General features: G+C 61.4%; 26 protein-coding genes. 17 read left to right on the top strand and 9 right to left on the bottom strand.

Annotated elements, in window-relative coordinates; all coding sequences use genetic code 11:
- Window positions 1-76: 76 nt before the first annotated feature.
- Entirely contained in the window at window positions 77-805 is a 729-nt protein-coding gene (locus tag AC07OK_RS20630) for a sensor histidine kinase (protein ID WP_494692041.1), read from the top strand.
- Between the two features lie 4 nt (window positions 806-809).
- Here AC07OK_RS20630 and AC07OK_RS20625 read toward each other — a convergent pair whose 3' ends face one another.
- From AC07OK_RS20625 to AC07OK_RS20600, 6 genes are all read right to left on the bottom strand, one after another.
- Complete coding sequence (locus AC07OK_RS20625) at window positions 810-2,114, bottom strand: NAD(P)/FAD-dependent oxidoreductase (RefSeq protein WP_494692040.1); 1,305 nt, start codon at window positions 2,112-2,114, stop codon at window positions 810-812.
- A 36-nt stretch (window positions 2,115-2,150) separates the two neighbouring features.
- A complete protein-coding gene (locus AC07OK_RS20620; protein ID WP_494692039.1) occupies window positions 2,151-2,618 on the bottom strand; it encodes a hypothetical protein in 468 nt (155 codons plus the stop codon).
- Between the two features lie 110 nt (window positions 2,619-2,728).
- Window positions 2,729-3,484 carry a transporter gene (locus AC07OK_RS20615; protein WP_494692038.1) on the bottom strand — a complete coding sequence of 252 codons (756 nt, stop codon included), beginning with the start codon at window positions 3,482-3,484 and terminating at the stop codon, window positions 2,729-2,731.
- 70 nt (window positions 3,485-3,554) lie between these two features.
- The gene (locus AC07OK_RS20610; RefSeq protein WP_494692037.1) at window positions 3,555-5,114 is read right to left on the bottom strand and encodes a hypothetical protein; all 1,560 of its coding nucleotides are present in this window, start codon (window positions 5,112-5,114) and stop codon (window positions 3,555-3,557) included.
- A 78-nt stretch (window positions 5,115-5,192) separates the two neighbouring features.
- On the bottom strand, window positions 5,193-5,555 hold the full coding sequence (locus AC07OK_RS20605; protein ID WP_494692036.1) for a CCDC90 family protein: 363 nt from the start codon (window positions 5,553-5,555) through the stop codon (window positions 5,193-5,195).
- A 54-nt stretch (window positions 5,556-5,609) separates the two neighbouring features.
- Entirely contained in the window at window positions 5,610-6,107 is a 498-nt protein-coding gene (locus AC07OK_RS20600; protein WP_026335331.1) for an Lrp/AsnC ligand binding domain-containing protein, read from the bottom strand.
- A gap of 101 nt (window positions 6,108-6,208) precedes the next feature.
- On the opposite strand from AC07OK_RS20600, the gene AC07OK_RS20595 reads away from it, so the two are divergent.
- From AC07OK_RS20595 to AC07OK_RS20545, 11 genes are all read left to right on the top strand, one after another.
- Entirely contained in the window at window positions 6,209-7,492 is a 1,284-nt protein-coding gene (locus tag AC07OK_RS20595; RefSeq protein ID WP_494692035.1) for a D-amino acid dehydrogenase, read from the top strand.
- A 167-nt stretch (window positions 7,493-7,659) separates the two neighbouring features.
- On the top strand, window positions 7,660-8,499 hold the full coding sequence (locus tag AC07OK_RS20590) for an HDOD domain-containing protein (RefSeq protein ID WP_492931357.1): 840 nt from the start codon (window positions 7,660-7,662) through the stop codon (window positions 8,497-8,499).
- Between the two features lie 118 nt (window positions 8,500-8,617).
- Window positions 8,618-9,643 carry a transporter gene (locus AC07OK_RS20585; RefSeq protein ID WP_494692034.1) on the top strand — a complete coding sequence of 342 codons (1,026 nt, stop codon included), beginning with the start codon at window positions 8,618-8,620 and terminating at the stop codon, window positions 9,641-9,643.
- A 13-nt stretch (window positions 9,644-9,656) separates the two neighbouring features.
- The gene (locus AC07OK_RS20580) at window positions 9,657-9,941 is read left to right on the top strand and encodes a hypothetical protein (protein ID WP_494692033.1); all 285 of its coding nucleotides are present in this window, start codon (window positions 9,657-9,659) and stop codon (window positions 9,939-9,941) included.
- A gap of 45 nt (window positions 9,942-9,986) precedes the next feature.
- Window positions 9,987-10,361 carry a YajD family HNH nuclease gene (locus AC07OK_RS20575; RefSeq protein WP_494692032.1) on the top strand — a complete coding sequence of 125 codons (375 nt, stop codon included), beginning with the start codon at window positions 9,987-9,989 and terminating at the stop codon, window positions 10,359-10,361.
- 135 nt (window positions 10,362-10,496) lie between these two features.
- A complete protein-coding gene (locus tag AC07OK_RS20570; RefSeq protein WP_494692031.1) occupies window positions 10,497-10,865 on the top strand; it encodes a DUF6404 family protein in 369 nt (122 codons plus the stop codon).
- A 103-nt stretch (window positions 10,866-10,968) separates the two neighbouring features.
- Window positions 10,969-11,700 carry an ankyrin repeat domain-containing protein gene (locus AC07OK_RS20565; protein ID WP_494692030.1) on the top strand — a complete coding sequence of 244 codons (732 nt, stop codon included), beginning with the start codon at window positions 10,969-10,971 and terminating at the stop codon, window positions 11,698-11,700.
- Between the two features lie 341 nt (window positions 11,701-12,041).
- Window positions 12,042-12,761: a hypothetical protein gene (locus tag AC07OK_RS20560; protein WP_494692029.1), complete on the top strand. Its 720-nt coding sequence runs from the start codon at window positions 12,042-12,044 to the stop codon at window positions 12,759-12,761.
- 184 nt (window positions 12,762-12,945) lie between these two features.
- On the top strand, window positions 12,946-14,835 hold the full coding sequence (locus AC07OK_RS20555) for a DUF3857 domain-containing transglutaminase family protein (RefSeq protein WP_494692028.1): 1,890 nt from the start codon (window positions 12,946-12,948) through the stop codon (window positions 14,833-14,835).
- A gap of 109 nt (window positions 14,836-14,944) precedes the next feature.
- Window positions 14,945-15,535: a hypothetical protein gene (locus AC07OK_RS20550; RefSeq protein ID WP_494692027.1), complete on the top strand. Its 591-nt coding sequence runs from the start codon at window positions 14,945-14,947 to the stop codon at window positions 15,533-15,535.
- Window positions 15,536-15,739: 204 nt separating this feature from the next.
- Window positions 15,740-16,381, top strand: coding sequence for a Vat family streptogramin A O-acetyltransferase (locus AC07OK_RS20545; protein ID WP_494692026.1), 642 nt, complete (start codon window positions 15,740-15,742; stop codon window positions 16,379-16,381).
- On the opposite strand, the gene AC07OK_RS20540 is transcribed toward AC07OK_RS20545, so the two are convergent.
- On the bottom strand, window positions 16,329-16,850 hold the full coding sequence (locus AC07OK_RS20540) for a hypothetical protein (protein ID WP_494692025.1): 522 nt from the start codon (window positions 16,848-16,850) through the stop codon (window positions 16,329-16,331). The genes AC07OK_RS20545 and AC07OK_RS20540 overlap by 53 nt on opposite strands.
- A 130-nt stretch (window positions 16,851-16,980) precedes the next feature.
- Between AC07OK_RS20540 and motA the strand changes: the two genes are divergently transcribed.
- From motA to AC07OK_RS20515, 5 genes are all read left to right on the top strand, one after another.
- Complete coding sequence (motA, locus tag AC07OK_RS20535; protein ID WP_494692024.1) at window positions 16,981-17,844, top strand: flagellar motor stator protein MotA; 864 nt, start codon at window positions 16,981-16,983, stop codon at window positions 17,842-17,844.
- Window positions 17,841-18,059 (top strand): DUF6500 family protein, encoded by a 219-nt coding sequence (locus tag AC07OK_RS20530; RefSeq protein ID WP_494692023.1) that lies wholly within the window; start codon window positions 17,841-17,843, stop codon window positions 18,057-18,059. The genes motA and AC07OK_RS20530 overlap by 4 nt, the downstream gene beginning before the upstream one ends.
- 5 nt (window positions 18,060-18,064) lie before the next feature.
- Complete coding sequence (locus tag AC07OK_RS20525; RefSeq protein WP_494692022.1) at window positions 18,065-18,718, top strand: VOC family protein; 654 nt, start codon at window positions 18,065-18,067, stop codon at window positions 18,716-18,718.
- 76 nt (window positions 18,719-18,794) lie between these two features.
- Window positions 18,795-20,021 carry an MFS transporter gene (locus tag AC07OK_RS20520; protein ID WP_494692021.1) on the top strand — a complete coding sequence of 409 codons (1,227 nt, stop codon included), beginning with the start codon at window positions 18,795-18,797 and terminating at the stop codon, window positions 20,019-20,021.
- Window positions 20,018-20,638, top strand: a complete 621-nt coding sequence (locus AC07OK_RS20515) for a helix-turn-helix transcriptional regulator (RefSeq protein WP_494692020.1) — start codon at window positions 20,018-20,020, stop codon at window positions 20,636-20,638. Before AC07OK_RS20520 ends, AC07OK_RS20515 begins: the two co-directional genes overlap by 4 nt.
- Here the strand turns inward: AC07OK_RS20515 and AC07OK_RS20510 are convergent.
- Both AC07OK_RS20510 and AC07OK_RS20505 read right to left on the bottom strand, forming a co-directional pair.
- Complete coding sequence (locus AC07OK_RS20510; RefSeq protein ID WP_494692019.1) at window positions 20,625-23,285, bottom strand: bifunctional diguanylate cyclase/phosphodiesterase; 2,661 nt, start codon at window positions 23,283-23,285, stop codon at window positions 20,625-20,627. The genes AC07OK_RS20515 and AC07OK_RS20510 overlap by 14 nt on opposite strands.
- Complete coding sequence (locus tag AC07OK_RS20505; RefSeq protein ID WP_494692018.1) at window positions 23,282-23,707, bottom strand: type 2 periplasmic-binding domain-containing protein; 426 nt, start codon at window positions 23,705-23,707, stop codon at window positions 23,282-23,284. The genes AC07OK_RS20510 and AC07OK_RS20505 overlap by 4 nt, the downstream gene beginning before the upstream one ends.
- Window positions 23,708-23,716: the final 9 nt, after the last annotated feature.

Genomic DNA, 23,716 nt, shown 5'->3' with positions numbered 1-23,716 from the left:
CACTAGCCAGAGTGCGCCACGACTTGCAAAGCTCGGGTATGATCGCCCCACAAAGTAAGCACGAATAGAGAAAACCATGTCCGTCCCGGCACCACAACCACAGCAAGCAGCGCCCGGCCCGCAAGACGCGCTGCGCAGCGCCGACCTGAGCGACCTGCTCGGCCACGTCCACACCTGCTGGGACAACGAGCGCCGCTCGCTGTCGCGCCAGCTGCACGATAGCCTCGGTTCCTCGCTGACGGCGCTGACCATGCACCTGGGCCTGCTGATGCAGAAAATGCCGCAGGACGCGGCGCTGCAAGACCGCGCCGCCCACATGAAGCAACTGCTGCTGCAGATCGTCGAAACCAACCGCCAGATGCAGATCAAGCTGTGGAACGACAAGCTGGAATTCCTCGGCGTGCGGGTGGCGCTGGGCGAGGCGGTCGAACAGTTCGGCCAGCAGCAACAGCTGAGCGCGCGCTGCAGCCTGCCGGAGGAAGAATTGAACTGCCCGCGCAGCCACGGCATCGTGCTGCTGCACACGCTGGAGGAAGCGCTGCGCAACATCGCCGCCCATGCGCGGGCGTCCGAGGTGGACGTCATCGTCGACGACAACGAGGACGAAGTGATGTTGACGGTGAAGGATAACGGCGTCGGCCTGGACGGCCCGGTGGCGATGCTGCTGGGCCAGGTCAGCGGCAAGTTCGGCCTGCGCACCGCGCGCGAACGGGCCGCCTACCTGGGCGGCACGCTGAGCTTGTCGAACGGCGCCGAGCGCGGCGCCACGCTGACGATGATACTGCCCAAGCCGGCCGCCGCTTGATGCGCTAATGAAGTTTGACCAACGGCGTGCTGCGCTTGATCAGGAAGCGCGCCAGCGCCAGCACGGCGGTGCGCAGCGTGCCGAGCACGGCGCGGTGATGCATCAGGTGCAGGCCGGCATACATCAGCCGCGCCACCAGGCCGTCGACAAACCAGCTTAAGCCCTTCAACGATCCCATCAGGCTGCCCACCGACGTGGTCTGGCCGACCGACACCAGCGAACCATAATCGCGATACACATACGGCTGTTGCCGCGGCGGCTTGCCGCGCTGCTGGCGCAAAAACGTCTCGGCCAGGTAGTCGGCCTGCTGGTGCGCGGCCTGCGCGCGCGGCGGCACAAGCTTGCCGTCCGGGCCAGGACAGGCGGCGCAATCGCCCAAGGCATATACGCCCGCGTGGCCTGGCACGGCCAGGCGGGCGTCGACCTCGACCTGGCCCGACTTGGTGGTCGGCAGGCCCAGCTGGCCGAGGAGGTCCGGCGCCTTGATGCCGGCCGCCCACACCACCAGCTGCGCCGGGTAGACGACGTCGCCGGCCGTCACGGCGTCGGCGCCGATGGCGCTCACCCGGGTGCCGGTGACGACCTTGATGGCGCGTTGCTGCAACAGCGCCAGCGCGGCGGTCGCCACCTTTTCCGGCAAGGGCGCGAGGATGCGCGGCGCGCCTTCGAGCAGCGTGATGCGCACGTCGCGCTCGGCGCGCAGCTGGTGGAAGCCGTAGGCGGCGTACACGCCGCTGGCCTCGCGCAGTTCGGCCGCCAGTTCGACGCCGGTGGCGCCGCCGCCGATGATGACGATGTCGACGCCGGCCTCGGGCCGGGTGCTTTTCTGTAGTTCGGCCTGGGTCAGCAGCTTGAGCAGGGTCAGGCGGAAACGCTCGGCGTCTTCGGTCGCGTTCAGGGAGATGGTGTGCTCGGCCGCGCCGGGCACGCCGAAATAGTTGGAGGTGCTGCCGATCGCCAGCACCAGCGCGTCGTAGCCGATGCGGCGCTGTGGCAGCACTGCTTCGCGCTGGCCATGGTCGCCGCTGTAGATCGCGCCGACCGTCAGCTGCCGCTGGCCGGCGTCGAGCGCCTGCAGCGGTCCGTAGACGAAGGTGAAGCCGTTGTCATGCGCCAGCATCTGGTATGACAGGCCTTCCTGGTGCACGTCCAGCGTGCCGGCCGCCACCTCATGCAGCGACGGCTTCCAGATATGAAACAGGCGGCTGTCGACCAGCATCACCGCCTGCGGCCCCAGCTTGCGGCCCAGCTTGCAAGCGAGCTCCAGCCCGCCTGCCCCACCGCCTACGATCAAGATTTGGCTCTGCAAACGTTTCTCCTGTGGGCGACGGCCGGCGCCGCGTGATCAATCCTTGTTGTGGCCTTTGCCGTGGCCGTTGCCGTGACCGTGGCCATTGCCGTGGTCGTCATCACCGCGGTCATCACGTCGGTCATCGCGACGGTCGTCGCGGCGCTCTTCATGGCGGCCATCGCCATGACGATCGCGGTATTGGGGCACGTACTGATTCTGGTACCAGCCATCCTGCACGAAGTACACGCGCTGGCCGCAGGCGTTGTAGGCGCCGCAGTGCTTGTCCCAATGCTTGGCATGGCCCGGCGGCACGCGCAGGTAGATCGGCGCGCTCTCCACGTAGCGCACCGGACGCTGGACGATGATCGGCTCACGGTAAATCACCTGAGGTTGCGGATAATCGCCGATATCGATGCGGCCATAAAAACCAGGCTGGCCGATGTTGATGGAAACGCCGACGTCGCTGGCGTAGGCTGCGGAGGACAACGCCAACAGGCTGGCGGCAAGGATCTTGGTTTTCATGATGGCCTTCTTTTCTTGTAATCGTGGCTGAGCGAACTTACTCAACTGAAATAGTAGCAAACCCCGGCCTGACTATCCGTACGCTAGCGTACACAAAAAACCACAATCCCTCACCAAAGTTGCGCCAGCGGCAACACCACCCCGCTAAAGAAGGCCCAATTCGGCGAGGCGCGGTTCAAGCCGTGCGCCGCGCCAAAGTCCATGGTCAGCCGCTTGCTGGGGCTGTAGCTGAACGCCAGCAGCACTTGTGCGGTACTGGCCGCGCCGCTGCGGCGGGTGCCGGACCATTCGCCGGTCACGCCCCACTGCTCGTTGACCGGGGTCGAGAACGAGGCCGACAACCCGGTCTGCACCCGGCCCGTGCCGGCATCGTAGGCGCCCAGGCGGGTGGCGTTGAGGTTGGCGTCCATGTGGACGCTGCCCATGTCCCGGCTGTAGATGCCGTTCAGGCTGTAGTCGGCGCGGCCGCTGCCGATGCTGTCCTTGGCGGTGGGCGCTTTGGCGCCCAGTTCCAGACCCAGCGCGCTGCCCTCATCGAGCACGAAGGCGCGCTTCAGCACAAACAGCGTATCGCCGATGCCGCGCGCATGGCCGCCGCTGCCGTCCGGCGCCGACACATAAGCTTCGCCGCCGAGCACGACGCCCCACTGTTCGTTGAAGCCCAGCTTGAGCGCGTATGGCAGGCTGTTGCGGCGGCCGTCATCGGATTTGCTGCTCAAGCCGCCCAGCTCCAATTCCAGCTGACCGGCGGCCGGCAACTGCGCGGGACTGGAAACGGACGGGCGATAAGGCGTGATCGGCGGCCCGTCTTCGGCCAGGCAAATCAGCGGCAGCAGGCAGAGCGCCGCGGCAAAAGGTGTTCTCATGGCATTTCCTTGTTGTTGGGCTATATCATCAGCGTAGCACGTCCTCAACCCGGGGTCAGGTCCCCCGGGCTTATTTGCGCAGCTCGGCGTCGAGCTGGCGGATCGCCGCCTGGGCCTGGGTGATCACGCGGTCGGCGATGCGCTGGCGCATGCCGGGCACGCGGCCGGCCGCTTCGGCTTCCAGCAGCAAGGGCGTCAACAGTTGCAGCGCGGAGTCGTGGAAGCCCTGGGCCACCAGGTCCAGCTGGGTGTTGAAGCTCAGCTCAGCCGCATGCAGCTGCTTGCGCAGCTCGGCCTCGAAGGCGGCGCGCTTGTCGCGGATCTCGGTGCGCTTGCGTTTGCCGCCGTCGGTGAACCATTTGAACGCGCCCGCCAGCAGCACCGCGCCGCCGACAAACGGCGCCGCCGGCGCCACCACCGGCAACACCACCGCCGCGCCGATCAGATAGGCCGCCGTGCCGGTGCCGGCCGCCACCACCGCCCCGCTCATCAAGGTGACATTGGCCGCCGTGTCGACGCTATTGACGATGCGCGTGCCGACCCGCAGCCGCGGCATCAGCTTGGCCAGCGTCGAGTGGTGCTGACGCTGGAACACCGACGATTGATTCAAGCGCATCGCCTGCTGGAACAGCCGCAAGTCCTCCTGCAACAGGTGCAGCGACTGCTCCTTGCGGCGCACGATGCGGTCCAGCCGCCGCTCCATCTCCAGGCCGAACTGCTGGCGTCCCATGCTGGCCCACACGTCGTCGTCCTTCCACTGGTCGGTGTTGAGGCGGTCGGTGATCGCCAGTTCGATGGCGTTGCCGGCATCGTGCACGGCGTCGTCGATTTCCTCCAGCAGCAGGCGGCGCTCGTAGGCGATGCGCTGGTCCACCAAAGTCAGGCGTTGCAGCACCTGGTTCTTCAGGTCGTTGGCGGCGCTGACCAGGGTGGCGGCCATGGCCTCGCCCACCGACAGCATACGCGCCTGTTCCAGGTAGACGCTGATGTCCTGCGCGATGGCGGCGGTGCTGCTGCCGACCAGCTCGCGCAGCTGGCCATGATCGATGTCGCCGGACTGGAAGTTGCGCGCGTGCTCGACCAGCACCGGCTGCCCCGCATGGCGGCCGAAATCGGCCACGGCGTCGGCCAGCGAGCGGCCGCGCACCAGCCGGCGCGCCTGCTCGCCCAGGTTGGCGAGGATGCCGCGTTCTTCGGCCTGCGGCAGGCGGTTCAGGTCTTCGGGCGAGAGCCGGGCCGACAAGGCCTTGGCCAGCCGTTGCGCCAGCACGCGGGCGTCGGCGCCGTGCAGCGCCAGCAGCGGGATGGTCATGCTGAGGGCGTTTTCGCGCGCGGCCTGGTCGATGCCGGCGCTGCTGCGGCTGAGGGCGTTGAACGCCCAGTCGACGTCCACGCCCGATTCGATGGCGTTCAGTACCAGTGCGGTGAAGACGGCGGAGGATTTGCCGTCGCCGGCGATGTCGGTGACGGCGGCGAACTGGGCCAGCGTGAGGCTGCCTTCGTTGCCGGCGATGGCGCCGACGGCGCGCGCGTAGGCCGAGCTGAAACTCTGGTCGCTGGACATGTGCTCGTCCAGCGAGCGCACGCTGACCACGTGGGTATCGCCTGGAGTACCGTGCTGATTGTTCACACTTGCTCCGCTTCGTAAATAATGCTGTTATTGCATTTTAACTGAAGCGGCGCGCTCAATGCGTTTGCCGGCGAACGGTTAGGAGTGGAGGTAGGCCAGCGCGGCGAACAGGACGGCGGTCTGGCCGATCCAAAGTCCGAACACCCAACGCATGATTTCCGTGCGCACGCGATTCGACTCGTCACGGATTAGCGCACGCAGCTCCGCGAATTCCGCAGCCTGTTTGGCTTCCATCCTGTCCATTCTGGCATTGAGCTCAGCGCGCACCAACTCGATCTTGTCGTTGAGTTCGGTCTTGGCCAACTGCACATCCGCCTTGGTGGCCAGCTGCGTCCGCAGCGCCTCGCTAAGCGCGAGCGCGTGCGCGTCGGCCTGCTCCGCCGGCACGCCGGCCGCTTCCAGGCGCCGGGTATAACTGAGGGTGTCGAACGTGCCGTTCATCCGCACATTGTGCGCCTCTGGCTGCGCCTTGCAAGCGTCGCGCCTTGAGCCCGATCAACCCGGCACCACCTCGGTGGACAGGATCAACGTCTCCTTGATCTCCTCCATCACGACATAACTTTTCGACTGCGCCGCCCCAGGCAAACTGAGCAGCATGTCACCCAGCAGCTTGCGGTACTCCGCCATCTCATGGATGCGCGCCTTGATCAGGTAATCGAAATCGCCCGACACCAGATGGCACTCCTGCACCTCCGGTATGCGCAGCACCTCGCGCCGGAACTGCTCGAACACCGGCCCCGATTTCTGGTTCAGCGTGATCTCCACGAACACCAGCAACTTCGCCCCCAGCGCCGGCGGATCGATGCGCGCGTGGTAGCCGGTGATCACCCCGTCCCGCTCCATGCGCTTGACCCGCTCGATGGCCGGCGTGATCGACAGGCCGACCTGCTCGCTCAAGTCCTTCATCGAGATGCGCCCATCCTCCTGCAGGATGCGCAATATCTTTCTGTCCAGTTTGTCGAGGCTACGGACCGATTCTTTTTGAATTCGCATGAAAATCCACTGAATATATCAATTTATACAGTAACAAATACTAGTGATACAAGCATACCATAGCGGAATATCTGGTATGGCTAAATAATCGGGAGACAGTAATGCGGGTAGTGATCTTGGGTAGCGGTGTCATCGGCGTCACCAGCGCCTACTATCTGGCGCAAGCCGGCCACGACGTGACCGTGCTCGACCGCCAGCCCGGTCCCGCGCTGGAAACCAGCTTCGCCAACGCCGGCCAGATCTCGCCCGGCTACGCCTCCCCCTGGGCCGCGCCCGGCATCCCGCTCAAAGCGATGAAATGGATGCTGCAACGCCACGCCCCGCTGTCGATCACCCCGGACGGCACGCTGTTCCAGCTGCAATGGATGTGGCAGATGCTGCAGAACTGCAATGCCGAGCGCTACGCCGTCAACAAGGAACGCATGGTGCGCCTGGCCGAGTACAGCCGCGACTGCTTCAAGGCCCTGCGCGCCGCCACCGGCATCGAATACGAAGGCCGCCAGCAAGGCACGACCCAGCTGTTCCGCACCCAGAAACAGCTGGACGACGCCGCCAAGGACATCCAGGTGCTGCAGGAAACCGGCGTGCCCTACGAGCTGCTCAACCGCGAACAACTGGTCGCCGCCGAACCCGGCCTGGACCAGAACAAGCTGGTCGGCGGCCTGCGCCTGCCCAACGATGAAACCGGCGACTGCCAGCTGTTCACCACCCGCCTGACCGCGATGGCCGAGCAGCTGGGCGTGAAATTCCGCTACGGCGTCGACATCAGCGGCCTGGTCACGGCCGGCGAAGAGATCAAAGGCGTGCAGTGCGGCGCCGAGCTGGTGACGGCCGACTCCTACGTGGTCGCGCTGGGCGCCTACTCGACCACGCTGCTGAAGGACCTGGTCAAGATCCCGGTCTACCCGATGAAGGGCTACTCGATCACCGTGCCGATCGTGAACGCCGCCTCCGCGCCGGTGTCGACCATTCTGGACGAAAGCTACAAGATCGCCGTGACCCGCTTCGACGACCGCATCCGCGTCGGCGGCATGGCCGAGCTCGCAGGCTTCAACCTGGCGCTGAACCCGCGCCGCCGCGCAACGCTGGAAATGGTGGTCAACGACCTGTTCCCCGGCGCCGGCGACAGCGCCGCCGCCACCTTCTGGACCGGCCTGCGTCCGATGACGCCGGACGGCACGCCGGTGGTCGGCCGCACCGGCCTGCGCAACCTGTTCGTCAACACCGGCCACGGCACGCTGGGCTGGACCATGTCCTGCGGCTCGGCCCAGCTGTTGTCCGACCTGATTTCGGCCCGCCGCCCGGCCATCCTGTCGGACGACCTGTCGGTCAGCCGCTACCACCGCGACAGCGCCAGCCGCCGTCCGCAGTTCGCCAACGCCTGAAGCTCAGCTTTACCCCGTGCGCGGCGCCCGTAACGGCGCCGCGCACGGCTCCTCTTGGGCTCCACGCCGCCCACACTGTCGCATTGCCGCCTCCTCCGTGCCCCAGAAGCCACCCGCAAGCCAAGATGGCGTTGAGATTGGGGCCGCGCATGCGTATAATTTTGATCATGAATAAACTAGAAGCATTCGGCCATATCGCGGCGCTGGCCATCCGTGGTGAACTGGTCTTCCCGACCAGTGTCAATGCGGCACTCCGCGTTCAACTCGCGCTCGACGATCCGGAATGCCCGGTCGACAAGGCCATCAGCCTGGTGCTGGCGGAGCCCATCCTGGCCGCGCGCACCGTGGCCATCGCCAATTCCGCGATGTTCAACCGCTCCGGCGCGCCGATGATCACCAACGTGCGCGGCGCCATCATGCGCATCGGCTACCAGAACCTGTTCGCGCTGGCCGCCGCCATGGTGGTGCGCCAGTTCGGTGCCAAGATCGCCGACCCGGAACTGCGCTACAAGGCCGAAAAGCTGTGGGACCACACCATCGCCGTGGCGGCGCTGTCGCGCATCATCGCGCGCCAGGTCACCGGCGTCAATCCGGACACCGCGCTGTTCGCCGCCATCGTGCACGAAGTGGGCGGCTTCTACCTGCTCTCGCGCGCCGACGAATTCCCCGGCCTGCTGGAGGAAGATCCCGAGAACTGGCACTCGGCCAGCGAGGAAATCATCACCCGCGAAGTGATGCGCAAGCTGTGCATCCCGGAGCCGGTGGCCGAAGCCATCGAAGGCCTGCGCGACAGCTTCATGTCGATCCCGCCGGACACGCTGCTCGACACCCTGCTGCTGGCCAACCACCTGACGCCGGTGAAATCGCCGTTGCAGGAAGCGCAGCGCGACCTGCCGCCGCACTCCGACTCGGCCATCGACCTGTTCATCGACGAAGACAAGCTCGAAGCCATGCTGGCCGAAGCCAAGATCGACGCCATCGAGATGAACAACGCGCTGCTGGTCTGACCTTCAGCTCATCGATTGGCAGGGCGCTTGCTGCATGCTCTCTCCGACCGAGGATATATCACCCCATCTTAGCGTAATTTGCTATCCTGATGCCCGCGACCATCACGGAGAATCTTGAATGCAGAATGCGCCACTGTCCTACGGTTCCGACTCATCGGGTCTGGTGTGCGGCTACCTGTTCGGCCGCGCGCCGGACAGCAAGGGCCTGCCGCTGGACGCCGACGCTGCCTGCCATTGGCTGGCCGAGCGCGAACAGCATCCGCGGGAATTCATCTGGCTGCACTACAACCTGGCCAACACCGCCAGCGAAAAATGGCTGCACGAGCACACCGCGCTGCCGGAGGAATTCTACGAAAGCCTGCACGAAGGCCCGCGCTCGACCCGCATCGAGATGGCCGACAACACGCTGATCGCCGTGGTCAACGACGTGCTGCACGATTTTTCGTTTGAGCCGTCCGACATCTCCACGCTGTGGCTGAGCGTCGACCAGCAGATCGTCATCAGCGCGCGGCGCAAGCCGTTGAAGGCGGTCGATGGCCTGCGCAACGCGGTGCGCAACGGCGAGCCGATACGCTCGTCGGTGGAGCTGCTGATCCACCTGCTGCGCGACCAGGCCGACGCGCTGATCAAGATCGTCCGCAACGCCATCAGCACCGTCGACGAGATCGAGGACAATCTGCTGGCCGGCAAACTGAAGACCAAGCGCGCCAGCCTGGGCGCGCTGCGGCGCGTGCTGGTGCGCTTGCAGCGCCTGCTGGCGCCGGAACCGGCGGCGCTGTTCCGACTGCTGCAACGGCCGCCGGCCTGGGTGGCCGAACTGGACGCCCAGGAGCTGCGCGAGTCGACCGAGGAATTCTCGATGGTGCTGGCGGACATGGCGTCACTGCAGGAGCGCATCAAGCTGATACAGGAAGAGATCGCGGCGCTGGTCAACGAGGGCAATAACCACAGCCTGTTCGTGCTGACCATCGTCACGGTGCTGGCCCTGCCGATCAACATCATCGCCGGCCTGCTGGGCATGAACGTCGGCGGCATCCCGCTGGCGCAGGACCCGGAAGGCTTCTGGCTGGTGGTGGCGATCGTCGCCAGCTTCACGGTGATCGCCGGCTGGCTGGCCTTCCGTCGCCAGCGCGACGTGTCTTAGAGTGTCAGTCCCGTTGCCGAGTTATTTTGACAGGCTGTTCAACGCATTCAAGGTATCCAATCTTGCGCTGTTTGGCGCAGTGGCGCTCGGATTCGCTGTCCAGATCGTGGGCGCCGGATGGAACGCGCAACTGACATGGCCACTCGGGATTTTCCTGTTCGCCGTGCTTGAGCACATCAACTATTACCATTATCAACTCATGTATGACACTTCGGCGTCGATGCGTTATGTGCTGCGCAATCGCCGCCTTCGCAAGGCTGCACTCGGCGTCGGCTTGAATCGGCGTGCTGGCCGATAGTGGACGCTGCTGGCCAACATGTAATAGCAAGGAAAGGAAATAAGCATGACCATTGGAAAAAAACCGGACGCCGCGCGACTGGACAAAATTGTGGCCGACGCACGGCGCGCTGCCGACCAGCGCGAGCTGGGCTATCGCGAGCGCTCGCTGAAAATGTATCCGTGGGTATGTGGGCGCTGCACGCGCGAATTCACGCATACCAATGTGTCGCAACTGACAGTGCACCATCGTGACCACAATCACGACAACAATCCGCCCGATGGCAGCAACTGGGAATTGCTGTGCCTTTACTGCCACGATAACGAACACTCGCGTTATCTTGAGGCAGACCGGGGCCTTAGTCTGAAATCGGCCGAGGTCGCGCCGGCCACGCATAATCCGTTTGCTTCATTGGCCGGTCTGATTAAAAAGAAAGAATAACGGTAGAGTGGTGCCGACGGCGTGAATAGGTACAATCGGCCAGAAGCCGCCGCTCGATGGAAGTTACAAAGTGCGCATTTTCGCGATGCTTCGATCTAGTATAGTGCCCTGTCGGCAACTACTTTCTTTTTTATTATGACGTTCCAGTTCCGGCGTGCTCAATCGCTAGCAATCTTAAGAAATACAGGCATGTGGCGTTGCAGTTATGAACCTCCGTATTTGCGCGCCCTTTGGCGCATAGGCGTTGAGATTCCACCGCCTCACTTTGTGCCATTCTCTCGAATGGTTATCTTTGCGATGGCTTGGTTCAGCGTGGCTTGGGGCGGCATCATGTGGCCGTTAGTTTGGTCGAAGCAAGGGATAACAGGTATGTCTGCCGTGGGTATTTCTTGCGGAACCGGACTATTCTTTGGTTTTTCAATGGCGATCTACTTTGCCTATGGACGGCGTAAATACCGTCTACCCCACTGGGCATCGCTGGATGAAGGTCCAACGCCACAATGATTCATGGTGCTTTCGGCGCCAACCGGCCACAAGCGGACTACGAAAAAGACAATAAACGGTTAAGCCATGGGGGAACCGTTCAAATGTACACTCAATAGAAATCATGAATACTCATATTAAAGATGTACTTGCACATGCCGTAGCCTTGTTGGTTTCAGTATTATTGACATGTACCGCAGATGCAGCTGATGTGCAACGTGACCCAACGGTCGTGCTTAACTCTCTGGCCGACCGCATATACGTCTTGGGCGAGACGACTGGCAAGGTTGCAGATATGATCGCCGCCGAAGAAAAGGCTGCTGATGAAATCCGCCAGTATGTGGCAAGTGGTTCGGCCGACGGACTTCTTGTAACCGAAAAAGGGAAACAATCACCTCTCGCGGCGGCTGCGTACATGGGCTACCCGGACGTAGTTGCAGCACTACTTACATCCGAACTTGTCAGAGCTCACATTAATGATGCCGATGAGATGGGACTTACGCCGTGGATTGCTGCAAACTTATCTATGAGACAAAGTTTATGGACATGCAAGCCTGCAGTATTCGACAACCCTTACAAATTTGTACCGATGTTCGTCACTCAGCCTTTTTACACCTTAAACCCAACACCCCCGTATAGAAAAACACGTGAAATGCTGGAGAGAGCAGGTGCTCATTCAGACATGGCCAAAGCAAAGGAAATATGGCTCACAAACTGCAAAGACCAATCTGACGAGGCAAAAATCAAAGTGCAAGCCGGCGCTGACTTGCAAAAAACCGTTCAAGAGCTTGGCGCGGCGGATCTGGCCGCCCAAGTAGTCAAACTTCGGCAGAAAGCAGAAGATGCAAAAAAGTAGCAGTATCCGCCCGCCGAACACCCCTGAGCGTCCGATCCTCCAGGGTAGCTACTTCCGTTTGCGGCCAGGAGCAGCCATTCGCGAAAGTTAAATAGTTATGGCAATTGGACTATCTGTCTCCACTATCATGGGACCTTGGCAAGGCGATGCAATTACTGGACTCATGCAGAATTGCCGCGATAGTTGGGAAATTTCGCTATGCGACTTGTCTGATTTGATGGTGACGACATATCTTAATCAAAAAATCGCTGAAATTAAAATGTGCGAAGAGGCAGATTTTCGGTTGAAGAACAGGGAGCGAGACGACACCGAGTACTTCGATGACCAGCTCTTGGAGGCGCTTGCAAATGCTAGAAAATGTGCCAAGTAAAAATAAAATGCCGCAACCGGCCAGAAGCCGCCGCTCAAATTCCTCCCTCCTCGTTACTATCCATGCAACAACATGGCAAGATGACGGATTGCTCCAATCCAACATGATGCCTTTCAGGAGTTCAATGAAAACGTTTTGGACAATCTTAGGAATTACAGCTTTAGTCGCAGTACGGCAAGGGTCTGCGCAAGCGTTTGAGAAAGATACAAGTCGCGTGATTGCGCAGGCTGTAGCTTATCTCGCAAAAAATGACCAAGAAGTGGACTTTCTGGCGCTTGCGCGCGAATTAAAGTTACCCGGTTTAGAGGAAAAGATGACGTGGCAGGGACCTGTCAATATGCATACATCTCAAAGATTCAATGCGTATTATTTTCCCGCTGTATCCGAGCTGGAAGTAAAGAGCGTTTCCATTAGCTGGAGCCCTTATCATTTCTCATCTGCACGAGAAAAATTTCTCAGTGTCCTCGAATTGGAATTTTCCTCCACTTCCTGCCCCACTTTAGCGGCGCTCGAGGAGTCAATTGGGAGCAAACCGGACCAATATACGAGCCCAGGCTTTGATGGAGGCCCCTCGTATGAGACGACCAGTTTTATTGTCCCGCAGAACAATGAAGATCCGGTTTTTGTTAGCTTTCATGGCAGCAATACTTGCCGAATTACCGTGTCGCATACTCGTGGGGCATTCGGTTGAGTATGATAGTGGGCTTGATGTTTTCAATCATATGGCTATAGACCAAACCATATGTCAGTCTGCTGCAAATTGACTGGTTCCTGCTGCGGATTCAACTGGTCGACGCCAAAAATAACCTGGCTATAACTTGACTAAATTATAAAAAATATCAAGAATACAACCACGATTATCTCTTGTGTTTATCATGAAAATAAAATTATTCGCGATCCTTTGCGCTGCAACGTTACTGTCCACTCAAGCATTGGGTGGCGACGACGGCACAGACCCATCTGTGACCGTACTGAAAGAATTGCAGATATTCGTGGTACAGCGAGATGGTAGCTACGTTGAGACCAAGGAAGAACTGACGCAGTTGAACGAGCAGCGCGCTATTGCTGAACAAGCCCAGCGCCAGTTCCATTTCAACCGCACACTGGAAGAGGTCGAGATATTAGAGGCGTACACTGAAAAGCCCGATGGACGTCGTATTCAGGTACTGCCGGAGCAGATCAAGCTACAGCAGGAACCTGCCTATAGCGCGGCACCCATGTTTCAGGATATGCAGATTAAGACGGTGATTTACGCCGACGTTGCTGTGGGTGACAAGCTGTATTCCAAAATACGCCAAACTCGGCAGGTTGCGATGTTCCCAGGCCAGTTCAGCGATATCACATATCCGCTATTCCGCCCGACCAAGCAGCTGACGTTGATCTACGACCTGCCATCCGAAATGGCGCTCAAAGCGGATGACATTGGCTTCAAAGCCAATAAACCGGAACAGCATGACGATCGTACCATTTACCGTTGGGACTATATTCCGGCTGAAAATCCACGTCTGGAATTTGATGCCGTCTCATATTGGGACTTCGGTGCTCACCTAATCGTGTCAACCTTCGAAAACTATTCCGGCGTCGGCTTGGCCTACGATCGCGCAGCCGTCGCCGCTGCCGTACCCAGCGCCCATATCGAAGCACAGGCACGGGAGCTCGTTCAGGGCTTGAGCGATCCGCGCGACAAGGCTCTGGCGATTGACAACTGGGTGCGCAAGAACGTTCGCTATGTCGCGGTCTATATCGGTAACGGTGGTCTGGTGCCACATAGCGCCGAATCGGTGATGGACAACCGTTACGGTGATTGCAAGGATCACGCCACCCTGATGGACGCTATGCTGCACTCGGTAGGCATCGACAGTACGCCGGCGTTGATCAACGCCGGGAACTCCTACAAACTATCGCCGGTCGCGAGCCTAGGGCAGTTTAACCACGCTATCACTTATATTCCGAGCCTAAACCTCTATCTCGATTCGACGGCGGAAAACATAGGTGCCGGCTATCTGCCCATCTGGGACCTGGACAAACAGGTCATCCTCACCAGAAGCGGCACGCTGGGTCACACGCCAACCACGCAACAAGGCAAGATCGAGAACCACTTCACGGTGCAGATCGCGGCCGACGGTTCGGCCAACTTCCAGTTCTCGCGCAACAATCAGGGCTGGTGGGAAGAAGCGGTTCGCTACGAACAGCGTAACTGGAAAAAGACCGATCAAGAACGCTTCGTTGAAAACCTACTGAAATCCCTTGGTATTAAAGGCAATGGCGACGTGGAACTAGGCGACTTGAGCGATAAGAGCGCTAACAAAGGTTATGGTTACATCTTGCGTGGGAAAGCGGAAAACTGGGTCTATCTGCCCGGCACCATTGGTGTGGCAGCGAGCAGCAGCTTATACGCGGGACTAGCGCAGCAGGTATTCGGGTTGACCAATGAAGCGAAGCGCACGCAATCTTTCATCTGTCCCGAAAACGATTATGAGGAAGTGGCCACATACGAATTTCCGAAGAATGCCTCCTTGTTGGCAGTGCCGCCCGACGTACACATTGCCAGTCCCTATTTCCAGTACCACGCTGAGTTCAAACACACGGCCGGCAAGTTGCTGATCGACCGCAGCTTCAAGAGTGGCAAGTCCGGCACTAAAGTGTGCTCGCCAGACGACTATTTGGCAATGCAGGGCGATATCAAGAAAATGGTACGTGACCTTCGCAGTCAATTCATCTTGCAGGTCCCGGACTTGCATGAAACATCGGTATCGATAAACTGAGTGACAGATAATTTGTTTGTCGACTTCTTGCGGCCAATTGCAGCCTTTCGAAAGTATAAATATGAAACCGATGGCATTCACGGATGAGATTAACGATCCAGTATATTAAATGAAAATTCCAAACAAATTTCAATTATGGATAAATTCCCTTTGCATGGCCTTTATCCCTTTATTTCTTCTCTTCAGTTGGCTCCATCCTTTCGTTCCATTACAAACTACGCTGGCTTTTTCGAGGCTTTTTTCGCTCGGGATATTAATATATTTGGTTCCGTTTGCATATATTCTGATTAATACCAGATCAGTTTCTGATGTTACCTACCGATTTGATCCAAAATCGCCAAAACCAAAAATATTGTTTATTGCGTTGATTTTTGCGATTGGCCCTATGTGGGGAGGTGCTTTCGCTTTTATAGTACAACTGGGAATTCGCGCCATACCATCTGTTCCGCATGCTATTAATGGAAAAGTATCGACAACATGGCAAGGTGCAAAATCATGCCTGACTGTTATTTTTGATACCCGTTACGGATTAATTTCTGCTTGCTCTCCTAAGCATCAAGGATCTTCGATTGCGCGATCGGTTCCTATGCCGTTGAATCTAGTGGTTGGCGATTCAGTTGTGCTTAATGGGTATTCAAATGGTTTTGTTTTTGTCCTGAGTGAGGTTAAGGTAAATCTAAACGTGAATGAAATTAAATAGGTGAAAAGGGTGATCCCAATCGAAACCTGCGGTGAGCAGTAAAGCAGGTTCAGCTTTGTCAACTGTAAGCGGTGGCCAAAGGCGTGCGATAGTGATGGAGCGAATTTCAAATCAAAAACTAAGGTCCGCAATGGTGCGGAAGTCGACTGCCATCTAACGCATTGCGTCAGGCCAGATCGGCGCCAATACACATAAGGAAAGTGAATGAACGGACCATCCCCCAATAACCCGCATCCGATGGCGGGCTTCCCGCAAGTCTGCTACATCAAGAACACGGTCAACAATCCAAACATCGTCATCGGCGACTACACCTACTACGACGATCCCGACGACTCGGAGAACTTCGCGCGCAACGTGCTGTACCACTTCCCCTTCATCGGCGACAAGCTGGTGATCGGCAAATTCTGCGCACTGGCGCGCGGCGTCAAGTTCATCATGAATGGCGCCAACCACAAGCTGTCCGGCATCTCGACCTACCCGTTCCAGATCTTCGGCAACGGCTGGGAGCAAGTGATGCCGGCGCCGGGCGAGTTGCCGTACAAGGGCGACACGGTGATCGGCAACGATGTGTGGGTAGGCTACGACGTGCTGGTCATGCCGGGCGTGACCATCGGCGACGGCGCCATCATCTCATCGCGCTCGGTGGTAACGGGCGACGTCGCGCCGTACACGATAGTCGGCGGCAATCCGGCCAGGCAGCTCAAGGAGCGCTTTGCGCCCGAGGTGGCGGCGCGTTTGCAGGCAATCGCGTGGTGGGACTGGCCGGTCGAACATATCACCGCCAACCTGCCCTTTATCGTGGCCGGCGACGTCGAACTGCTGGCGCGTCTACAACCGCATTCCTGAAGTTCCAGACGCGGGTCCCGCCGTAGGCCGCGAACAGCACGCCCATCGCCAGCGCGATCAGGTTGTCGCGGCGGTAGCTGCCGCGCACCGTGGCCAGGCTGGAGACTTCCTTGCCGCCGACCGTGACTCCGTAGACCGCATAGAACCGCCCCGGCAAAAAACTCGGACTGCTGACCTGTCCCGGATGAAATCGGACCTTGATCGGATAGGCTTCCGCGTCGCGGATCGCCGCGCGCAGGCGCTGGTCCGAATCGCCTTTGACGAACAATACAAACTGGCGCTGCTCGCCGTCCAGCGTGAAATACAAGCCGCCCTGCGCCGCCTGCGACCAGGCCACGCGGCCGCTCGCCGTCTCCAGCTGATCGGCATTGGGGAAGTTGCGCTCCAGCGCGACGAACAGCAGCATCAGGCCGATGCCGAGCAGCAGAAAAAAGTACGCGCCGCGCTGGCTGGCAAACCAATTCTTCATCGTGTTTCAGTGTAGGTGCAATGCCGCCATCATACATGCGCGGCTCGCTGTCGCGACCGTGACAATCCACGTATATTTTCGTAGAGCAACGCTGTATAGTTACCAGCTGTCTTTCATGCGAGGAGTAGCGATGCTGGTGATACTTGGATTCCTGATCGTGCTGGGCGCGGTCTTCGGAGGTTTCGCGCTGGACGACGGCCACCTGGCCGCGCTGTATCAGCCCTACGAACTGCTGATGATAGGCGGCGGCGCGCTGGGCGCTTTCGTCATCGCCAACGACAGGAAGTCCATCAAGGCCACGCTCCAGGCGCTGCCGACGCTGTTCCACTCGTCCAAATACACGCGCGAGCTGTACCTGGAACTGATGTCGCTGCTGTACGAGATCCTGTCCAAGGTGCGCAAGGAAGGCCTGATGGCGCTGGAGGCGGACATCGACGCCCCGCATCAAAGCGCGCTGTTCACCAAGTTCCCCAACGTCCTCGGCGACCATCACCTGACGGAGTTCATCACCGACTATCTGCGGCTGATGGTCTCCGGGAATATGGACCCGTTCCAGATCGAGAACCTGATGGACAACGAAATCGAAACCCACCACCAGGACGGCGACCTGCCGATCCACGCCATCACCAAGCTGGCCGACGGCATGCCGGCGTTCGGCATCATCGCGGCCGTGATGGGCGTGGTGCACACCATGGGTTCGGTCGGACTGCCGCCGGCGGAACTGGGCAAGCTGATCGCCGCAGCGCTGGTCGGCACCTTCCTCGGCATCCTGCTGTCGTATGGCGTGGTCGGTCCGCTGGCCGCGCTGCTGCAACGCAAATTGAATGAGTCGTCCAAGATGTACCAATGCATCAAGGTCACGCTGATCGCCAGCATGAACGGCTATTCGCCGATGTTGGCGGTAGAATTCGGACGTAAAGTCATATCCGCCACCGAGCGGCCATCGTTCAATGAACTTGAACTGCATTTCAAGCAAAACAAAGCCAGGGCATGAGACTTCAACTGAGAGAAAAAATCATCCGCGTCTGCAACGACAAGATCGCGCAAAAAGGCGAGACGGTAGGCCTGTCCTTCTACGCCTTCTTCGCCAACAAGAACGACGACCCGGAGCTGTTGATGGAAGCGGCCGAATGGTGGATACGCACCCACGAACTCGATCACTTCGAGAAGGCCGTCAAGATCCGCACGATGGTCGAACAGCAGCAATAGCCGCCATGCAGATCGATCACCTGTTCATCCGCGCCCGCGCTGGCGCACCGGAAACCGAACTGCTGCGGTCCCTCGGCCTGGCCGAAGGATCGGGCAACCGGCATCCAGGCCAGGGTACCGAGAACCGCCGCATCTTCTTCCACAACGCCTTCCTCGAACTGCTGTGGATCGCCAACGACGATGAAGTGCGCAGCGCGCAGACCAGCCCCACCCTGCTGGCCGAGCGCCTGACCGAAGGCAGCCCTGCCTGCCCGTTCGGCGTGTGCTGGCGGCCATCGGCCGGCGATGCCGCAGCGCCTTTCCCATGCTGGAACTACACGCCGTCCTATCTGCCGCCCGGCATGCAGATCGGCATAGGCGCCGAAGTGCCAGCCTCGGAGCCGATGTGGTTCTTCCTGCCCAAAGGCGCAGCGCCATCAGCCTATCCGGAAGCGCGCCGCCAGCCGCTCGAGCATGGGGCCGGCGTGAAGACGATCACCGCGGTCACGCTGACGCTGCCGCCGCAAGCCTTGTCGGCGCCCGCACAGGCCAGCAGCACGGCCACGCAACTGACCCTGCTCGAAGGCGACGCCTACCTGATGGAAATCCACTTCGACCACGGCGCCCAAGGCCAGAGCCACGATTGCCGCCCCACCCTGCCACTGCTACTGCACTACTGAGTTTATAAACATTTTCGTTTACTTATTAGCGCAGGCCGCTTACAGTATCGGTACTCGCTACCTCTGATTGCCGCTAATGAAAACACCTCTGCTGATAGGCGCCGCCTGCCTGCTGGCCCTGCTCTCGACGATAGGCGCGTCGCTGCCCTATCCCATCCTGCCGCCGCTGTTCGCCGCCGGCGTCAGCAATGGCCTGAACCAGTTCCTCGGCCTGCCGCCCAAACTGCTGTTCGGACTGGCGTTGACCATCAATCCGCTCGGCCTGCTGATCGGCTCCGCGCTGCTGGGGCCGATGTCCGACCGCTACGGCCGCCGCCCGGTGCTGCTGATCACCGCCGTCGGCGCGGCGATCGGCCACGCCGCCACGGCTTGCGCTTTGCTGCTGGAATCCTACCCGCTGTTCATCATCGCCCGCTTCGTCACCGGTCTGCTGGAAGGTAACGGCTCGGTGGCGCGCGCCATGCTGGCCGACCGCCTGGACGGCGACCTGCGCCGCAAAGCCCTATCGTGGCTGAACGGCGCCTTCTACATGGGCTGGCTGGCCGGGCCACTGTTGGCCGGCATGACGCTGGTATGGGGTGTCACGGTGCCGTTCTGGATCGCCGTCGCGGCGCTGTTGATGGTGGCGCTGCTGGTGGCCGTGGTGCTGCCGCGCGAGACGCCGTCGCTGGCGACCACCTCGTGGTGGCAGGTGGCGCGTGATCGCCATTCGCTCAACCTGCTGCGCGAACCGGACCTGCGCAACCTGTTCATCGTCACGCTGGCCTACACCTGCGGCGTCACGGCCTTCTACGAATTCTATCCACTGTGGCTGGTCGAAGTGCCCGGCTACGGCGCGCGCGGCATCGCCTGGACCACCGCCGCCATGTGCGCGGTGATGACCACTACCACCATGTTCGCCGGCCGTCCGTTCAAAGGCGAGCCGCTGTTGCGGGCACGCCGCTTCGCGTTCGTCACCGCCTCGCTGATCGCGCTGCTCGCAGCCAGCAACGCGTGGATCGGCATTGCCGCCATCATCCTGTACGGCATACCGCATTCGATCTACAACGCCATTGTCCCCAACTGGTGCGCCGAGCGCTTCGGCGCGCACGGACAAGGCGCCGTCATGGGCCTGATCTCCACCACCTTTTGCCTGGCCAATATCATCATGGCCCTGGTCGGCGCGGTGCTGACCCTGATCGACACGCGCCTGATCCTGGTGCTGGGCGCGGCGTTGACGGCATGGTCGGCCTGGCGCATGCAGACCTGGCACGCCAGCATGGCCCGCAATGACCGCGACAAGCTGCAAGGCGCGCTGCAATGAACACCGCCGAGCACACGCTGTTCCTGTTGAAGACGCGCGGCCCGCAAACCGCGCAGCAACTGGCGGTCCTGCTCAACCTGACCTCGATGGGCGCGCGCAAGCAGCTCGAATCGTGGCAGGAAAAAGGCATGGTGACGTATGAGGAAGTGGCGGACAAGCCAGGCCGCCCGTCGCGCCGCTGGCTGTTGACCGAGGCCGGCCACGCGCGCTTCCCGGACCGCCACGCCGACCTGACGCTGCAACTGATCGACCAGGTGCGCGGCCTGTTCGGCGAAGCCGGCCTCGATAAGCTGATCGGCGCGCGCGAGGCGGCCAGCGAACAGCAGTATCGCCAGCACCTGCAGGCATCGAGCACGCTGCCGCAGCGGGTGGAAGCGCTGGTGCAGGCGCGCAGCACCGAAGGCTATATGGCCGAAATCGAAACCCGCGACGACGGCAGCATGCTGCTGATCGAGAACCACTGCCCGATCTGCGCGGCCGCCCGCCAGTGCCAGAAGTTCTGCCGCTCGGAGCTGGACGTATTCCAGCGCGTGCTGGGCCCCGAGTGTTCGGTGGGTCGCGTCGAGCACATGCTCAACGGCGCGCGCCGCTGCGTCTACGTGATCAAGCCGCTGTAGTCTCCTGCACGGCCACGTGCCGCGCAAAGGCATGGGTCAACAGCAATTGCCGCAACTGCTCCGGCGGCAGCGGACGACTGAACAGGTAACCCTGCATCTCGTCGCAGCCGTTCTGGCGCAGGAAGGCCTTCTGCTGCTCGGTCTCCACGCCCTCGGCGATCACGCGCAGGCGCAGGCGGTGCGCCAGGTCGATGATGGAGCTGGCGATGGCTTCGTCGCCCTCGCTCACCCCCAGGTCGCGTACAAACGATTTATCTATTTTCAGGGTGCTGATCGGGAACGACTTCAGCGCCGACAAGCTCGAATAGCCGGTGCCGAAATCGTCGATCGCCAGCGACACGCCCATCGCCCGCACCTCCGCCATCTTGTCTACTGCCTGCTGCAGGTCGCGCATGATGACGCCTTCGGTCACTTCCAGTTCCAGCCATTCCGCCGCCAGGCCGCTGTCGGACAGCGCCTGCGCCACGCGCTGCACCAGACCCTGCTCCTCGAACTGGCGCGGCGAGACGTTGACGGAAACGCGCAGCGGCGGCAGGCCGGCCTCCTGCCAGGCGCGGTTCTGGCGGCACGCGGTCTGCAACACCCACTCGCCCAGCGCGACGATCATGCCGCTCTCCTCGGCCAGCGGGATGAAGCGATCCGGCCCGATGCAGCCCTGCTCCGGATGCTCCCAGCGCACCAGCGCCTCCACGCCGAAGATGCGGCCCGTGTGCAGGTCGACCTTGGGCTGGTACTCCAGCCGGAACTGGCCGTCGTCCAGCGCGCTGCGCAAGCCCTCCAGCAGCACCAGCTTCTCTTCGATGCAGGCGTTCATTTCGCGGGTGTAGAACTGGCAGTTGTTCTTGCCCAGGTCCTTGGCGCGGTACATGGCGGCGTCGGCGTGCATCAGCAGCGTTTCGGCGTCGGCGCCATCGTTGGGATAGACCGCCACGCCGATGCTGCAACTGACCTGGACTTCCTGCCCGCTCAAGGTGATCGACTTGAGCACCGCCTCGCGCACCCGTTCCAGCACCGGCGCGGCGCGCTCGCTGTGGCGCGGCTCGTTCAGCACCAGCACGAATTCGTCGCCGCCGAAACGGCCGACGGTGTCGCCGGCGCGCAGGCAGGCGCTCATGCGCGCGGCCACCACCTTCAGCAGCTCGTCGCCGGCGTTGTGTCCCAGGCCGTCGTTGACCAGCTTGAAACCGTCAAGATCGATGAAGGCCACCAGCACCGCGCCGCCGTTGCGGCTGGCCTGGGCGATGGTCAGGTCAAGCCGGCTGGCGATCAGGCTGCGATTCGGCAGCCCGGTCAGCGTATCGTGGTGCGCCAGGTGCAGCATGCGCTCCTCGGCCAGTTTACGTTCGCTGATGTCGCGCACGATGGCCACCAGGCCGCCCTCCACCGGCACCACCTGCTGGTGCAGCCAGCGCGCCCGCAGTTGCGGGATATTGCTCTCCCATTCCTGTTCATGCACGCCGCCTACCTGCGTCACGTGCACCAGGTGCTCGAACATGCCGTTGCTGCGCGCCTGCGGCATCAGGCCGCACAGCGTCATCAGCCGCAGTTTTTCCTTGGTGTAGCCGGTCATTTTCTCGGCCCGCGAGTTGGCGTCGACGAAAACGAAATCGATGATCTCGCCGCCGATGTTGCGCACCTCCCGCATGACGAAGAAGGCGTCCAGGCTGGCCGCCGATGCCGCCGCATAGGTTTCCTGCGCGCGGCGCATGCGGGCGCGGTTGCGCGCTCCCTGCCAGGACCACAGCCACACCAAGGCGGTGCTCACGACCAGCACCACGCTGACGACCGAAGCCTCCCAGATTTTCTCGCGGCGCTGACGCTCGAAGCCCGCCATCTGCTCGCGCTCCGACAGGCCGACCACCACGTTCAGGGCGACGCCGTGCAGCTCGCGCATGCCGCTGTAGCGACGCACGCCATCCACGGTGCTGAGCTGCTCCGCCGCCAGCGCCATGTGCTGGCCAAAGGACAGCTTGTCGCCGACGCGCAGCGAGCGCACCACGCCGTCGCTGCCCACCAGGCCCAGCATGCCTTGCTCGCCGAGCCGGCTGCGCTCATAGCTGCTGGTGAAGTAGGCGGGATCGGTTTCGACGATGACGATGCCGGCGAAATTGCCCATGTCGTCGTCCAGCCTGCGGGTGAAGTGCAAATGCCATTCCGTGTTGGCGGCGTCACGCGTGGCCTGGCTGACGAAGGTGACGCCGCTGTCGCGCTCCTGGTGGAATTTGAAGTAGTTTTGATCGGCCACCGAAATCGGCAGTGCCTTGGGGTTGCTGGCGACGGTGAGGCCGTTGCGGTCGACGATGCTGACCACAAACACCACGCCCGGTGGCAGCAGGCCCTCGCGGCCCAGTTCCGGCAGCGCGCCCAGCGCCCCCTTGCGCTCGACCGCGTATTTGAGCACGCGCAGCGTCTGGTCGATGCCGTCCAGGCTACGCGCCACCTGCGCCTCGTAGGTGCCCATCATTTCACGCAGTGTATCGGTGGCGGCTTCGCGCGCGTGGGCGCGCTCGGCGTCGACCTCGTGAAAAGTCACCACCCAGATCGCCACCAGCAGCAGCAAGGCAAACAGCGGCAGCGAGAAATGCGTGTCCAGCCCGCGCCGCAGCCAGCGCTTGCGCAAGGTGTCGCCTCGGGCACGCACTGTCATCGCGTCACCAGCACGGCTTTGACGCTGGCGTCCAATGCCGCGCGGTCGATATAGCCGATCATCGATGGATTCTCGGCCACCATCTTGCGCACGGCAATGCTGTTGGCCAGCTCGCGCGGCGGCTGGCCGCGGCCGGTGAACACCATCTTGGTCCAGTAGGCCTTCATCAGCGCCGGCGACTTGGCCGCCACCTTGCTGTAGAACTCATCGCGCAGCGGGCTGCCGAGCGGCAGGTCCAGCGCCATGGCTTCGTCGCCGCCCGGGAAGCGGCCGGTCTGCGCCAGGAAGATGTCGGCCACCTGCTCGGGACGCAGCGCCGACATGGGATTCCTGGCCGAGACAATGACAACCAGTTCGGCCGCGCCGGCGCCGGCGCAAGCCAGTACCAGCAGCAACAGGGGGATCAAGCGAAGGCTAGTCATGTCATCCCC

The sequence above is a fragment of the Duganella sp. GW821-FHT07G03 genome (assembly GCF_059418605.1).
Note: the sequence above shows the minus strand (reverse complement) of the source record. Positions and strands in the feature narration are given on the sequence as shown.

Excerpts from the sequence above, each read along its gene's own strand:
- AC07OK_RS20630 (WP_494692041.1), top strand. The coding sequence starts at position 77 with ATGTCCGTCCCGGCACCACAACCACAGCAAGCAGCGCCCGGCCCGCAA.
- AC07OK_RS20620 (WP_494692039.1), bottom strand. The coding sequence starts at position 2,618 with ATGAAAACCAAGATCCTTGCCGCCAGCCTGTTGGCGTTGTCCTCCGCA.
- AC07OK_RS20615 (WP_494692038.1), bottom strand. The coding sequence starts at position 3,484 with ATGAGAACACCTTTTGCCGCGGCGCTCTGCCTGCTGCCGCTGATTTGC.
- AC07OK_RS20605 (WP_494692036.1), bottom strand. The coding sequence starts at position 5,555 with ATGAACGGCACGTTCGACACCCTCAGTTATACCCGGCGCCTGGAAGCG.
- AC07OK_RS20600 (WP_026335331.1), bottom strand. The coding sequence starts at position 6,107 with ATGCGAATTCAAAAAGAATCGGTCCGTAGCCTCGACAAACTGGACAGA.
- AC07OK_RS20595 (WP_494692035.1), top strand. The coding sequence starts at position 6,209 with ATGCGGGTAGTGATCTTGGGTAGCGGTGTCATCGGCGTCACCAGCGCC.
- AC07OK_RS20590 (WP_492931357.1), top strand. The coding sequence starts at position 7,660 with ATGAATAAACTAGAAGCATTCGGCCATATCGCGGCGCTGGCCATCCGT.
- AC07OK_RS20585 (WP_494692034.1), top strand. The coding sequence starts at position 8,618 with ATGCAGAATGCGCCACTGTCCTACGGTTCCGACTCATCGGGTCTGGTG.
- AC07OK_RS20575 (WP_494692032.1), top strand. The coding sequence starts at position 9,987 with ATGACCATTGGAAAAAAACCGGACGCCGCGCGACTGGACAAAATTGTG.
- AC07OK_RS20570 (WP_494692031.1), top strand. The coding sequence starts at position 10,497 with ATGACGTTCCAGTTCCGGCGTGCTCAATCGCTAGCAATCTTAAGAAAT.
- AC07OK_RS20565 (WP_494692030.1), top strand. The coding sequence starts at position 10,969 with ATGAATACTCATATTAAAGATGTACTTGCACATGCCGTAGCCTTGTTG.
- AC07OK_RS20555 (WP_494692028.1), top strand. The coding sequence starts at position 12,946 with ATGAAAATAAAATTATTCGCGATCCTTTGCGCTGCAACGTTACTGTCC.
- AC07OK_RS20550 (WP_494692027.1), top strand. The coding sequence starts at position 14,945 with ATGAAAATTCCAAACAAATTTCAATTATGGATAAATTCCCTTTGCATG.
- AC07OK_RS20545 (WP_494692026.1), top strand. The coding sequence starts at position 15,740 with ATGAACGGACCATCCCCCAATAACCCGCATCCGATGGCGGGCTTCCCG.
- AC07OK_RS20540 (WP_494692025.1), bottom strand. The coding sequence starts at position 16,850 with ATGAAGAATTGGTTTGCCAGCCAGCGCGGCGCGTACTTTTTTCTGCTG.
- motA (WP_494692024.1), top strand. The coding sequence starts at position 16,981 with ATGCTGGTGATACTTGGATTCCTGATCGTGCTGGGCGCGGTCTTCGGA.
- AC07OK_RS20530 (WP_494692023.1), top strand. The coding sequence starts at position 17,841 with ATGAGACTTCAACTGAGAGAAAAAATCATCCGCGTCTGCAACGACAAG.
- AC07OK_RS20525 (WP_494692022.1), top strand. The coding sequence starts at position 18,065 with ATGCAGATCGATCACCTGTTCATCCGCGCCCGCGCTGGCGCACCGGAA.
- AC07OK_RS20520 (WP_494692021.1), top strand. The coding sequence starts at position 18,795 with ATGAAAACACCTCTGCTGATAGGCGCCGCCTGCCTGCTGGCCCTGCTC.
- AC07OK_RS20515 (WP_494692020.1), top strand. The coding sequence starts at position 20,018 with ATGAACACCGCCGAGCACACGCTGTTCCTGTTGAAGACGCGCGGCCCG.
- AC07OK_RS20510 (WP_494692019.1), bottom strand. The coding sequence starts at position 23,285 with ATGACAGTGCGTGCCCGAGGCGACACCTTGCGCAAGCGCTGGCTGCGG.
- AC07OK_RS20505 (WP_494692018.1), bottom strand. The coding sequence starts at position 23,707 with ATGACTAGCCTTCGCTTGATCCCCCTGTTGCTGCTGGTACTGGCTTGC.